The sequence below is a fragment of the Yoonia sp. SWMV100 genome (genome assembly GCF_056108365.1).
Genome location: NZ_JBWBAQ010000003.1, coordinates 108,366 through 121,971, shown reverse-complemented (window position 1 = coordinate 121,971; position 13,606 = coordinate 108,366). Strand labels below are relative to the sequence as shown.

General features: G+C 58.6%; 11 protein-coding genes. 6 read left to right on the top strand and 5 right to left on the bottom strand.

Going from position 1 to position 13,606, the window contains the following annotated elements; translation table 11 throughout:
- Positions 1-26 precede the first annotated feature (26 nt).
- Entirely contained in the window at positions 27-1,397 is a 1,371-nt protein-coding gene (locus ACXJGX_RS05370; RefSeq protein ID WP_474779411.1) for a glutamate--cysteine ligase, read from the top strand.
- A gap of 33 nt (positions 1,398-1,430) precedes the next feature.
- On the opposite strand, the gene plsY is transcribed toward ACXJGX_RS05370, so the two are convergent.
- The 5 genes from plsY to ACXJGX_RS05345 form a co-directional block, all read right to left on the bottom strand.
- A complete protein-coding gene (gene plsY, locus ACXJGX_RS05365; protein WP_474779409.1) occupies positions 1,431-2,048 on the bottom strand; it encodes a glycerol-3-phosphate 1-O-acyltransferase PlsY in 618 nt (205 codons plus the stop codon).
- Positions 2,048-3,328, bottom strand: coding sequence for a dihydroorotase (gene pyrC, locus ACXJGX_RS05360; RefSeq protein WP_474779407.1), 1,281 nt, complete (start codon positions 3,326-3,328; stop codon positions 2,048-2,050). The genes plsY and pyrC overlap by 1 nt, the downstream gene beginning before the upstream one ends.
- Positions 3,329-3,377: 49 nt before the next feature.
- Entirely contained in the window at positions 3,378-3,899 is a 522-nt protein-coding gene (locus ACXJGX_RS05355) for a hypothetical protein (protein ID WP_474779405.1), read from the bottom strand.
- 25 nt (positions 3,900-3,924) lie between these two features.
- Positions 3,925-4,878: an aspartate carbamoyltransferase catalytic subunit gene (locus tag ACXJGX_RS05350; protein ID WP_474779403.1), complete on the bottom strand. Its 954-nt coding sequence runs from the start codon at positions 4,876-4,878 to the stop codon at positions 3,925-3,927.
- 197 nt (positions 4,879-5,075) lie between these two features.
- Positions 5,076-5,432, bottom strand: a complete 357-nt coding sequence (locus ACXJGX_RS05345) for a winged helix-turn-helix transcriptional regulator (protein WP_474779401.1) — start codon at positions 5,430-5,432, stop codon at positions 5,076-5,078.
- A 91-nt stretch (positions 5,433-5,523) separates the two neighbouring features.
- On the opposite strand from ACXJGX_RS05345, the gene ACXJGX_RS05340 reads away from it, so the two are divergent.
- The 5 genes from ACXJGX_RS05340 to ACXJGX_RS05320 all read left to right on the top strand — a co-directional run bounded on the left by ACXJGX_RS05340 (position 5,524) and on the right by ACXJGX_RS05320 (position 13,509).
- Positions 5,524-7,029 (top strand): amidohydrolase family protein, encoded by a 1,506-nt coding sequence (locus tag ACXJGX_RS05340; RefSeq protein ID WP_474779399.1) that lies wholly within the window; start codon positions 5,524-5,526, stop codon positions 7,027-7,029.
- A 235-nt stretch (positions 7,030-7,264) separates the two neighbouring features.
- A complete protein-coding gene (locus ACXJGX_RS05335) occupies positions 7,265-8,044 on the top strand; it encodes a uracil-DNA glycosylase (protein ID WP_474779397.1) in 780 nt (259 codons plus the stop codon).
- Positions 8,041-8,583: a molybdenum cofactor biosynthesis protein B gene (gene moaB / locus ACXJGX_RS05330; protein ID WP_474779396.1), complete on the top strand. Its 543-nt coding sequence runs from the start codon at positions 8,041-8,043 to the stop codon at positions 8,581-8,583. Before ACXJGX_RS05335 ends, moaB begins: the two co-directional genes overlap by 4 nt.
- 73 nt (positions 8,584-8,656) lie before the next feature.
- The gene (locus ACXJGX_RS05325; RefSeq protein WP_474779394.1) at positions 8,657-10,117 is read left to right on the top strand and encodes an efflux RND transporter periplasmic adaptor subunit; all 1,461 of its coding nucleotides are present in this window, start codon (positions 8,657-8,659) and stop codon (positions 10,115-10,117) included.
- Entirely contained in the window at positions 10,117-13,509 is a 3,393-nt protein-coding gene (locus ACXJGX_RS05320; RefSeq protein WP_474779392.1) for an efflux RND transporter permease subunit, read from the top strand. The genes ACXJGX_RS05325 and ACXJGX_RS05320 overlap by 1 nt, the downstream gene beginning before the upstream one ends.
- Positions 13,510-13,606: the final 97 nt, after the last annotated feature.

Sequence of the window (13,606 nt, the reverse complement as noted above, 5' to 3'; positions counted from 1 at the left end):
AACGCAGCAATAACGGAGCGCGCGCCATGTCCATTCCTCAGTCCGGTGGTGGCCCCATTGAACATCACGACCAACTGGCCGAGATGCTGTCCAAAGGCTGCAAGCCCAAAGATGCATGGCGTATTGGCACAGAGCATGAAAAATTCGGATATTGTCAGGACACCCTGAAACCACTGCCCTATGATGGCGAACGCTCGATCAAGGCGGTTCTTGAGGGTCTCGAAGGCCGCTTTGGCTGGACCCGCGTCGAGGAAGAAGGCAACATTATCGGCCTGACCAAAGACGGCGCCAACGTCAGCCTGGAACCGGGTGGTGCGTTGGAACTGTCTGGCGCCCCGCTTGAGACGATCCACCAGACCTGCGACGAGGTGAACACACACTTGGCCGAGGTGAAATCTGTTTCAGACGAGATCGGCGTGAAATTCATCGGCCTTGGCGCTGCGCCCGAATGGACGCATGACGAAATGCCGCTGATGCCCAAAGGCCGTTACAAGCTGATGGATGCCTACATGGAAAAAGTTGGCACCATGGGCACTGCGATGATGCGTCGGACCTGCACCGTGCAGGTGAACCTAGATTTCGGGTCCGAGGCCGACATGGTGCAAAAGATGCGCGTTGCGGTCGCATTACAGCCGGTTGCCGCCGCGCTTTTTGCGAATTCCCCCTTCTTTGAAGGCAAATTAAACGGCCATAAATCATGGCGTTCGCGGATTTGGCGCGATCTGGATGCGTCCCGCACCGGTATGATCCCGTTTATCTTTGAGGACGGATTCGGGTTCGAAGCATGGGTGCAATGGGTTCTGGATGTGCCGATGTACTTTGTCTATCGCGATGGGAAATACATCGATGCGCTGGGCATGTCGTTCCGCGATTTCCTAAAGGGCGAATTGCCAGCGCTGCCCGGTGAAAAGCCGCTTTTGTCGGATTGGGCAGACCACCTGACCACCGTTTTTCCCGAAGCCCGGATGAAGAATTACATCGAAATGCGCGGGGCAGATGGTGGCCCGTGGCGGCGGCTTTGTGCGCTGCCTGCGCTGTGGACCGGGTTGATGTATGACCAGACGGCATTGGATGCGGCATGGGATCTTTGCAAACACTGGACCGCAGACCAGCGCGAGGCACTGCGTGTGGCGGCATCCGTTGACGGGCTGCAAGCACAGGTGGATGGGATCAACATGCATGATCTCGCGCGCGAAGTGGTGGCGATTTCTGATGCAGGGCTTCAGGCGCGCGCCCGCCCGGGTGCCGGTGGTTTGGTCCCCGATGAAACCCATTTCCTGAATGCGCTGAAAGAAAGTATCGAAACCGGCAAGACGCTCGCGGACGAACAGATCGACCATTTCAACGGGGATTGGAACGGTGATCTGAAACGGATTTACAGCGAATACAGCTATTGATCAAAGGCGGCCTAATCGCGCCGTCGGGCGCGACTAGGCCGCCTTTGATTTTGCCCCGATTTTGGTCTCTGTTCCGGCGCGCAGGCGATTGATGTTGTCCCAGTGCCGCGCGTACATCATCAAACACAGCGTGGCTGCCAGAAAGAACATATGGCCGTATCCGGTGAAACCCATCACGATGGGTGTCCAGCCTGCCGCGACCAGCGCCGCAAGCGATGAATAGCGGCTGATGACCGCAACAATCAGCCAGATTCCGCAGGCCGCAAGACCCATTGGCCACGCGAGCGCAAGCATAATCCCCAGATAGGTCGCGACGCCTTTGCCGCCCCGGAAGCCCAGCCAAACCGGAAAGCAATGTCCGATAAACGCCGCAAGCGCGCCGATCTGCGCTGCGTCCTCGGCTGCAAATGCCCGCGCGAGCAGGACCACGACCGCGCCTTTGGCGGCGTCGAACAGCAGTGTCAGCGCGGCGGCTTTTTTGTTGCCCGTACGCAGCACGTTTGTCGCGCCAATATTGCCGGACCCGATGTCACGCAGATTGCCAAGGTTCATGGCCCGCGCCATGATCATGCCGCCCGACACGGACCCGAACAGATATCCAACCGCGGCCCATAGGGCCAAGACGCCAAAGCTGCTTTCAATAATGGGCATTACGCCGCCTCCCAAACGCGGTGGCCGTCCACCCATGTTCCCAGCACTTTGCCCTGCATGCGTGCGCCGTCAAAGGGGGTATTTTTCGATTTCGACAACAGTGTTGCACGGTCCAGCTGAAACGGCGCATCGGGATCAAACAGGATCAGGTCGGCGGGCGCGTCCGCGATCAACCGCCCCGCCGACAGTCCCAGCAGGCGGGCCGGGTTCAGCGCGAGTGCCCGAAACAGCCGCGGCAGGTCGATCATATCTGCGTGATACAGGCGCAAAGCCGCGGGCAGCAGTGTTTCAAGGCCGACGGCCCCGCTCGCGGCTTCTTCAAATGGCAAGCGTTTGCTTTCTTCGTCTTGCGGCGTGTGCATCGAACAAATGATGTCGATCAGCCCATCCGCCACGGCTTGCACCATGGCGATCCGGTCGTCTTCGCTGCGCAGGGGCGGCGTGAATTTAAAAAACGTACGGTAGTCGGCAACATCCAATTCGTTCAGCGTCAGGTGATGCACGCTGACCCCCGCCGTAATGTGCAGCCCGTTGCGTTTGGCGCGTTCCAGCGCGGGCAGGGCGCGGGCGGTAGTGATCTGGCTGGCGTGATAGCGCGCGCCGGTCATTTCCAGCAGGCTGATGTCGCGGTCAAGCGCCATGCGCTCGGCCATCGATGACACCCCCGGCAATCCACGCAGCGATGCGAATTTTCCCGACGTGACCGCCGCCCCCTGCGACAACCCCGGATCTTGGGTGTGGGCGATGACCAATGCATCAAGGCTGCGGGCATAGGTCATCGCGCGGCTGAATACTTTGGTGTCGGTGACGACCCGGTCGCAATCCGTAAAGGCAACCGCGCCACCGTCTTGCAAAAACCCGATCTCGGTCATTTCGCGGCCCATCCGGCCTTTGGTCAGCGCCGCCATCGGCAGCACATGCACCGGCGCGTCGGCTTGGGCGCGGCGTTCCACGAACTCTAATGTTTCGGGCGTATCGATCGCGGGCGTCGTATCCGGGCGCGTTACGATGGTGGTGACACCCCCTGCCGCCGCCGCACGGCCCGCGGAGCGAAATGATTCCTTGTGCCGCTCGCCCGGTTCCGAGACTTTGACCCCGACATCAATAATCCCCGGCGCAAGACACATCCCGTGGCAGTCGATCACCTGTGCGCCTGTCACGTCTGGCGTTTCGTCGAAAACACCGACAATTTTGCCATCCCTGACCAACAGCGCCCCCAGACTGTCTGTCAACGCGACCGGATCAATCAACCGGGCATTCGTGAAAAGCGTCTGTGTCATGGGTGCTGGTCCTGTTTCATATCGTATTTTGACGGGCGTATCGGCAATGTCATCCGGCGATCCAAATCATCAACCCGACAATCAAGAACAACACCAAAAGCGCGCCCGTGGCGACCATCCCGCTCATGCGGGCGTCGGACTTTGGGGCTTTGGCGGGGGTTGGTTCTAAAATACCTGCGGCGCTGGCGTTTGGCAGGTCTTCGGGCGGGGCCATACGCAATGTCGGGCTATATGTCGTCACATGACGCAGGCCGGGTGCCAGTGTCAGCGTCACATCCTGTCCGGTCGTTGCCCGCGACAGCAGTAGAATCGCGGTCCCCGTGATCGCGTCAACGGCGACCTTATCCACCGCATCGGGCGACATATCATAGCCCGTCTTGATGTAGTCGCTTAGCCGCATATCACCCAGATCGTCGATTTTCACAACATCCACAAAGATCACATCAACGGATGCACCCAAAAGTCCGGCGATCCCGTCAGGGGTTTTTTCAGTGACCTCGGGCGGCAACGGCAGATCGGTGGCAAAAACGCGGATTTGTCCGAAATCATTGGCAGGAATGGTCAGGTTCATTGTTTGGCTCGCTGGATTTTTCGGGTCATACCATCACCTGTTCCTTGCGGCTGGCGCGCAGGTTTTGCGCCAGCAGGTCCATTGCCGCCATGCGCACGGCGACGCCCATTTCGACCTGTTCCTGAATGACGGACCGGTTGATGTCGTCTGCAATATTCCCGTCGATTTCGACGCCGCGGTTCATGGGGCCGGGGTGCATCACAATCGCGTCGGGTTTGGCGTGTTGTAGTTTGGCGGCATCCAGCCCGTAGCGGTGGAAATATTCGCGTTCTGACGGGATAAATCCGCCGTCCATGCGCTCTTTTTGTAGCCGAAGCATCATGACGACGTCGACGTCTTTCAAACCGGCTTCCATGTCCTCGAACACTTCGCAGCCAAATTCGTTCATGCCGGTTGGCATCAAAGTCGGCGGCGCGATGAGCCGGATCCGGTTTTCCATTTTGCCCAGCAGCATGATGTTGGACCGGGCCACGCGGCTATGGGCGATATCGCCACAGATCGCGATGGACAGCCGGTGCAAACGTCCTTTGGCGCGGCGGATGGTCAGCGCATCCAGCAGGGCTTGGGTTGGATGCTCGTGACGTCCATCACCGGCGTTCAATACCGCGCAATTCACCTTTTGCGCCAGCAAATCAACAGCACCGGAATTGGGGTGCCGCACCACCAGCAGATCAGGGCGCATCGCGTTCAGCGTCAGCGCGGTATCGATCAAGGTCTCGCCCTTTTTGATCGACGACGCCTGCATCCCCATATTCATCACAGTTGCGCCCAGCCGTTTGCCCGCCAGTTCAAAGCTCGCCTGTGTGCGTGTCGAATTTTCAAAGAACATGTTGATCTGGGTCAGCCCGGCCAACACATCGCGGTGCGCGACCCCACGGCGGTTATGATCGGCATAGCTGTCCGCCAGATCCAGTAGCGTTGTGATTTCGGTCGGGTGCAGATGTTCGATCCCCAAAAGATGTCTTGCGCGGAATGTCATGTTCGGCCCCTTATCACGGTTTGCACCGCTTATAGGCGGGCCGCGTTGGCGCATCAATGGTTTGCGGGGCCATGCGGGTGCGAAGCGGCGTAGGTGAATTGAAAGGCGTCATGCCGTTGGTGTTGTGTGAATCGTTCCATTCACCGGATAACGGGCCGGGTGTTGTAAAACAGGCCATCGCTTTGCGTCATATGGCGCTATTTGCAATCGGTTTGCGTATTTCGTGCGTTTTCTTCGATCACTAAATAATTACTGGACGCCCACTTGCATAGCGCAAGAAGAGGTTCAACCAGAGTGTGGCCCAATTCTGTCAGGCTATATTCGACCCAAGGTGGGTTTTTTTCCGCGAAGACCCGACGCGTCACCAAGCCGTCACGTTCCAGACCGCGCAGCGTAACAGTCAGCATACGCTGAGAAATGCTTTCGACCTCTCGGCGGATCTGATTATAGCGCTTCGGCTCTTCCGACAGGATGAGGATTACTAAAACGGTCCACTTGTCGCCAACCCGTGACAGGATGGGCGAGATCCGCTCGCAGTCCCCGGGTACAGACATGTTCCCTAGTTTCAAGAATGTGCCTCCTTGTGCAGTTTTGCGCGTCCGATAGGTATGTAACACACTAATAGTTCGTTTAAAGGAAAACACAATGTGTGAGCTATGTACAATGGGTTTGCCGCACCGGCAGCCCCGCACGACACGTCGGAATTTCATGCGCACGGCAATGGCCAGTGCCGCTGCTGCGGCCTTTTTACCGGGTTTCATGTCACAGCCTGCCGCAGCACAGGCTGTTCCGGCCGGTGTTGGCGCCGCCGGTCGCCGCACCCTCATCAAGGGCGGCCATATCCTGAGCCTTGATCCGGCGATCGGCGACTTTACCGGTGACGTGCTGATTGAAGGCACGAAAATCCTAGAGGTTGCGCCGTCCATCGACGCAGGTGACGCAGCCCAGATTGATGCCGCAGGCCGGGTTGTCATGCCCGGTTTCGTTGACACCCACCACCACCAGTTTGAAACTGCGCTGCGGTCATATTTGCCGAACGGCATCATGTTTCCCGATCCAACCCGCCCCGGAGAACCGAATTACCTTGATGATATTCTAGGGAAGTTCTCGAAAATTTATCGTCCGGAGGATATCTATATTGCGCAGTTGTTTGGCGGTCTGAGCCAGCTTGATGCGGGTGTGACCACAGTGCTCGACGTTTCGCAGATCCACCATTCGCCTGCGCATTCCGATGCCGTGATCGAAGGGATGCAGGCCGTCGGGCGGCGCGGTGTTTTCGGTTATTTTGAAGGCTACGGCCCTGATCTTGCCTATCCGCAAGACGCACGTCGCATTCGTGACGAATACTTTGGCACTGACGACCAACTGCTTAGCATGTTGATGGGCGGCGAGGTCTACCTGCCGAACGTCGATCCGTTGCAACTGTGGAATCTGGCAAAAGAGTTGGACCTGATGGTTGGTCTGCACGTTGTCGGCTCTTTGGGGATGCAGGAAACGATGGATCGTCTGATCCCGCATTACACGGATAAACACCTGTTCATCCACATGACCGGAATGTCCGATCAGGCGTGGGACCGTGCAAAAGAAGTCGGGGCGCATGTTTCACTGTCGGTCCCGATCGAGATGCAAATGCGTCACGGTATGCCGCCGATCCAGAAAGCGATCGATATGGGGATGGATCCATCCCTGTCGGTTGATGTGGAATGTACGATGACGGCAGACTTTTTCACCCAGATGCGCGGCGCGATCACGCTGCAGCGGGCACTGGCGAACGAGATTGCATTGGAGCAGGGCCCGACCGAAGCACCGGCATTGCTTGATGCGCACGAGGTCATCAAATACGCGACCATCAACGGCGCCAAAGGCCTGAAGCTGGACCACAAAGTCGGATCGCTGACACCCGGCAAGGAAGCCGACATCATCCTTCTGGATGCGAATGCGCTGAACGTGGCCCCTTTGAACAACGCGGCCGGTGCCGTGGTGACGCTGATGGACCGTTCCAACGTGGAATCGGTCCTGGTGGCGGGGCAAATCAAAAAGTGGAAAGGCGCGTTGATCGGGCAGGACATCCCAGCGTTGCGCGACAAGATCATCGCGTCGCGGGATTATCTGTTCCAGACAGCCGAAGTCGATATTCCACTGTTCGATTAAACAAAACCGCTGCCGCCCTTGGGGCGGCAGCACCTTTGGTTTGAAACCGGGTTGAATACGCTAACCCATCGCAAAATTTCATCTGTTTTGGCGCGGCCGATCCATCGGTCAAAAGCCAATTGATCCCTGTCACCGTCAAAATCCGGCTGGCACAGTATCAATTACTGTTCGTCGTGCGCGCAGATTTTGCACAAGCCTCTGCACATCCGCTGCATTCACGCGTAGTCTGTGCCACATGGATTCGGGCAACACATATTGGGATGACCGCGCGCTGCTGGAATGGCAGGTTGAACTGGGGGCAACGGATGCCATTCAGGACACACCTGTCGACCGCTATGCGCTGGAACCCGCAGCGCCTGTGGTCAAACCTGCGCTACCGTCTGGCCCGCCTGCTATTCCGGCCAAGGTCGAGGTGGACGCGGTCGGTATTGCGCGGATGGCAGCGCAAAACGCGGCTGATTTACCCAGTCTGGCTGCGGCGATGCAGGCGTTTGAACAGTGCGAAATCAAACGCGGCGCGCGCTCATTCGTGTTTTCGGACGGTGATCCAGGCGCCCGCGTTATGATTATCGGCGAGGCACCGGGTAGCGAAGAGGACCGCGCAGGCAAACCCTTTGTCGGGAGGGCCGGGCAATTGCTGGACAAGATGCTGGGTGCGATCAATCTGGGCCGCGTGCAGGACGATCCCGCGCGGTCGGTGTATATCACCAATGTGCTTCCATGGCGGCCCCCGTCAAACCGCGCACCAGAGCCTGCGGAAATTGCGATGATGTTGCCGTTTTTGGAACGTCATATCGCCTTGGCTGATCCTGATGTGCTGATCCTGATGGGCAACACATCCTGTGAGGCTTTGCTGGGGCGCACCGGGATCAGCCAGTTGCGCGGAACATGGACCGAAGTTTTGGGCAAACCTTGCCTGCCAATGTTCCACCCGGCATATTTGTTGCGCAATACCGCCGCCAAGCGCGAGGCTTGGGCGGATCTTTTGGACCTCAATGCAAGGTTAAAACCATGAGCCGGATTGACGAGACCCTTGAATTCATGCCTGTGCGGATCGCCGTGTTGACGGTCAGCGACACCCGGCAATTGGCCGATGACAAATCGGGGCAGACGTTGGTCGACCGGATCACGGCGGCGGGGCATATTCTGGCGGACCGCAAGATCGTCGCGGATGAACGGGCGCTGATCACGGATCAACTGCGGGCGTGGTGTGCCGATGACGGGATTGATGTGGTCATTTCGACTGGCGGCACCGGGTTGACCGGGCGCGATGTGACCGTCGAAGCCCACCGTGATGTTTACGAGAAAGAGATCGACGCCTTTGGGACAGTGTTCACCATCGTCAGTATGCAAAAGATCGGCACCAGCGCTGTGCAAAGCCGGGCAACGGCGGGCGTGGCGCAGGGAACATATCTGTTCGCGCTGCCGGGCAGTCCGGGTGCCTGCAAGGATGCCTGGGATGAAATTTTATGCAAACAGCTCGATTTTCGGCACAGGCCCTGTAACTTTGTCGAGATAATGCCGCGATTGGAAGAACATCTGCGCCGGAAATAGTGGCCTTGTCCGTTCAACGATACAGATACAGCGCTGGGCCGATTGATCAACGGCATTGAACAAGGATGAATAGATGCGGTTTTTGCGGCGAAGCCTGACGGGCATATTTCTATTGGCTGTCACATTGGTGCTGTTGGCGTTGGCAGGCAACCTTGTACGCAACGCCGTCGTTGCCAAAATGAACCAAGAACCCCGCAGCTTTCCGCAGCGCGAACGCATACTTTCGGTGAACGTCGCCGTGCTGACGCCGCAAACGATCATCCCTGAACTGACCGCGTATGGCGAATTGCGCAGCCAGCGCACGCTTGATCTGCGCAGCGCAACAGGCGGCACGGTTCTGGAGGTGAGTGATACGTTGGTTGACGGTGGCGCCGTGACCAAGGGTCAACTGTTGCTGAAAATCGATCCTGCCGTGGCCGAAGCCGCGCTCAGTCGCGTCCGCGCCGATTTGCAAGACGCAGAGGCCGAACTGCGCGACGCCGAACGCGCCTTGGTGCTGGCCGAAGATAACCTAACAGCCGCCCGCGCACAGGCAGCCTTGCGCGATCAGGCCTTGGCGCGTGCCAAAGATCTGGAACAGCGCGGTGTCGGCACCGCCGCCGCCGTTGAAACCGCCGAACTGGCGTCATCTTCGGCACAGGCATCGGTGTTGTCGCAACGCCAATCAGCCGCCGCTGCACAGGCGCGGATCGATCAGGCCACAACCAGCCTTGCGCGCCAGCAGATCAACGTGGCCGAGGCAGAGCGCGATCTGGCCGACACCGAAGTTTACGCGGCCTTCGATGGGACTTTGTCGGATGTGACGGTCAGCATCGGAGGGCGGGTCACGGCCAATGAATTATTTGCGCAATTGATCGACACTACCCAGCTCGAGGTCGCGTTTCGGGTTTCAACATCGCAATATGCCCGGTTGTTGGATGATCAGGGCAATTTGGTCAAAGGGCCGGTGACGGTCAGCTTGGATGTGTCAGGGCTTGATCTGCATGCCACGGGGGAAATCACCCGCGAAAGCGCATCTGTGGCCAGCGGCCAAACCGGGCGCTTGCTGTTTGCGCGCCTTGATACGGCCGTGGGGTTCCGGCCGGGTGATTTTGTGACCGTCCGCATTGATGAACCGGCTTTGGAAAACGTGGCACGGGTGCCTGCAACGGCGGTCGCAGCCGATGAAACAGTGCTTTTGATCGGTGAAGACGACCGGTTGGAGCTGGGACATGTGCGTTTACTGCGCCGTCAAGGCGACGATGTAATCGTCAGTTTCGGTGACCTGACCGGACGCGCAATTGTGGCAGAACGTTCGCCGTTATTGGGCGTAGGGATCAAGGTTAGCCGGGTCGCGCCAGTCGGTGAAACCGCCGCGGTCCCTGTAGCACCTGCAATGATCGCGCTTGATCCAGACCGGCGCGCGCGGCTGATCGCCTTTGTTACCGAAGGCCCGATGTCTGACGATGTCAAAGCGCGCATTCTCAGCCAGCTTGAACAAGACGAAGTGGCCACGGAAACAGTCGAAAGACTGGAAAGCCGGATGGGCAGCTGATGGGAACCGGCGGCGAACAACTGACCAATCGTGCCAGCGGCATATTGGGCTATTTCACGCGGCACAGGACTGCGGCCAACCTGCTTTTGGTGCTGATGCTTGCCGCAGGGTTTCTGGCACTGCCGCAAATGCGTGCGCAATATTTCCCTGATGTCATCGTCGACGATTTGACGGTATCGGTCAGCTGGTCTGGGGCAGGGGCCGGAGACGTTGATGCGGCCATCGTCCAAGTTCTTGAACCGGCCCTATTGGTCGTCGAAGGCGTGGCATCATCCACTGCAACGTCGGTTGAAGGCCGCGCATCGATCCGGCTGGAGTTTGAACCCGGATACGACATCGAACGCGCGATCGAAGATGTGCAGATCGCCGTTGATAGCACGAACAACTTGCCCGACGACGCCGAAGACCCCAGCGTGCGGCGGGGCGGTTGGTCTGACACCGTCACGGATGTTGTGATCTCCGGTCCCGTCGGCGTCGACCAACTAGGGCGCTTTGCCGATGATATGGCAACGCGGCTTTTTGCCAAAGGTGTGACGCAGGTCACGATCCAAGGGGTTGCCGCACCATCGACCATCGTCGAGGTTCCGTCACTGTCCCTGATTGAACACGATATCGGCCTGTCCGATATTGCCGCCCGGATCGCAGAGGAATCCACTGCATCCCCGGCGGGTGAAGTCGGCGGAACCGCCCGTGTCCGTACAGGTGTTGATAAACGCACAGCCGAAGACATCGGCAACATCGTTTTGCGGTCGAACGACGATGGGTCGCAACTGACCATCGGTGATGTGGCCACCATTCGCGTCGAAGGCACCGACCGCGAACGCGCGTATTTTGTAGATGAAAACGGCGCTGTTAAGCTTAGGGTGGCGCGGTCGGCGCTGGGCGATGCCATCGACATGCAAGCCAGCGTGCAAGCCGTTGCGGATGAATTGGTGGCGTCTTTGCCTGCGGGCGTGCAAATTCAACTGACCAATGGGCGGGCCGAACTGATCACCGCGCGGCTTGAGATTTTGCTGGAAAACGGCCTGACCGGTCTGCTGCTTGTGCTGGTCTTGCTGTTCTTGTTCTTGAATGCGCGCACAGCCCTGTGGGTGGCAGCCGGTATTCCCGTGGCGATGCTGGCGGCGATTGCGTTGATGCATGTGGCCGGGATCACGTTCAACATGATCTCTATTTTTGCGCTGATCATCACGCTGGGGATTGTGGTTGATGACGCGATTGTCGTGGGCGAACACGCCGATTACCGCGTTCGACATCTGGGCGAAGACCCTGTAACCGCCGCCGAAAGCGCCGCCAAACGGATGTTTAGCCCGGTGTTGTCGGCGACATTGACCACCGTCATCGCCTTTTATGGGCTGGTGTTGATCGGGGGCCGCTTTGGCAGCCTGATCGGGGATATCCCGTTCACGGTGATCGTGGTGTTGATGGCCAGCCTTGTGGAATGTTTCCTGATCCTGCCGAACCATCTGTCCCACAGTATCGGGCACTCGGCCAAACACCACTGGTACGACATGCCATCGCGTTTTGTGAACCGCGGGTTTGAATGGGTCAGGCAAACGCTGTTCCGGCCCTTCATGCAGTTTGTGGTTTGGGCGCGCTATCCGGTCTTTGCTTTCGCGTTGCTTTTGCTGGCGTCGCAAGTGGCGTTGTTTATTCGCGGTGACGTCACATGGCGGTTCTTTAACGCGCCAGAACAAAGCCAGGTCACAGGCAACTTTGCGATGCTGCCCGGTGCGACACGCGACGATACGGTGGCGATGATGCGCGAAATGCAGCGTGCTGCGGATGCACTAGGCGCAAAATACGAGGCCGAATACGGCAACAACCCTTTGAAGTTTGTGGTGGCTGAAATTGGTGGCAACGCGGGCCGCGCGATTGCCGGATCCGACACCAAAGACGCCGATCAACTGGGCGCGATTACCATTGAATTGATCGACCGTGACAGCCGCCCCTACAGCAGCGCAGCCTTTGTCAGCGCCCTGCAGGACAGCATCGTGCAGCACCCGATGGCCGAAACCGTCAGCTTTCGCAGTTGGGGCAGCGGGCCGGGGGGCGACAGCCTGTCGGTGCAGATGTTCGGGGCCGACAGCGACACCCTCAAAGCGGCGGCAGAGGCGTTGAAAGCCGAACTTGGGCAATTCCCCGAAGTGTCCGCTGTCGAAGATTCGCTGTCTTACGACAAAGAAGAAATGATCCTTGAACTGACCCCGCAAGGGGAACGGCTTGGGCTGACTATCGGCGGTCTTGGAAACATTCTGCGCACACGGCTTGGTGGGATCGAAGCCGCGACATATCCCGACGGCACCCGATCCGCCACGGTGCAAGTGGAGCTTCCCGACGACGAGGTTGCGGCTGATTTTCTGGAGCGTACCCAAATCAGAACGGCTGACGGCATTTATGTCCCGCTGGCCGATGTTGTCACCGTGCAGACACGCACTGGATTTTCAACCGTGCGCCGCGAAAACGGTGTGCAATTGCTGGCCGTCACCGGCGATCTGGACGGCGACGATGCAACCCGTGCCGCTGAAATCCAGACCTTGATCAATGACGATATCCTTCCCCGCATCGAAAGCCTGTACGGCATCAACACCCAACTGTCGGGCCAAAGCGAACAGGAGCGGGCATTTTTGGATGACGCCCGCACCGGGCTGATTCTGTCCCTGCTTGGAATTTATCTGGTGTTGTCGTGGATCTTTAGCAGTTGGACCCGGCCTTTGGTGGTGATGTCGATCATTCCTTTTGCGCTGGTCGGGACGATCTTTGGGCATAACCTATGGGGCATCCCCATGAGCATGTTCACTGTGGTCGGTCTGATCGGGATGGTGGGGATCATCATCAACGACAGCATCGTTCTGGTCACCACCATCGATGAATACGCCGCGGAACGGGGGTTGATACCTGCGATTGTTGACGGGACCGTGGATCGGTTGCGCCCGGTGATGCTGACAACCCTGACCACCGTGCTTGGCCTTGCCCCGCTTCTTTATGAAGGATCAACCCAAGCCGAATTTCTAAAACCGACAGTGATCACCTTGGTCTATGGTCTGGCGTTCGGGTTTGTTCTGGTGCTGATGGTCGTCCCCGCTGTGATGGCGATGCAAGCTGATTTCCACCGTCAAATGCAGGCCGCTAAACGGGCGCTGCGTGGACGGCGTCTGGCGATGCTATTGCCAGCGGCCACTGCGGGCGTCGTGGCGCTGCTGCTATTCGGGGCGCTGATCTTGCCGCTGATCATCACCGGCGCACCATGGAGCGTTGCCGCTGCCACGCTGCCCAGCCTTGCCGCCGGTGGATTCGGGGCGGCGTTTGGGGTCTTCGTCATCCTGCTCGTCTTGGCACTAACCGCAGTTTACATCATCGCGAGCATCGGGATGCGGCGCGGGCGGATATAACCTGCACGGATTGGCGACCACATTACAAGCTCCGCAACCCGGCCTGACCTGCGCGAATGATGCGCAGGTCTTGTGCCTGTCAGTGTGTTATTTGGGG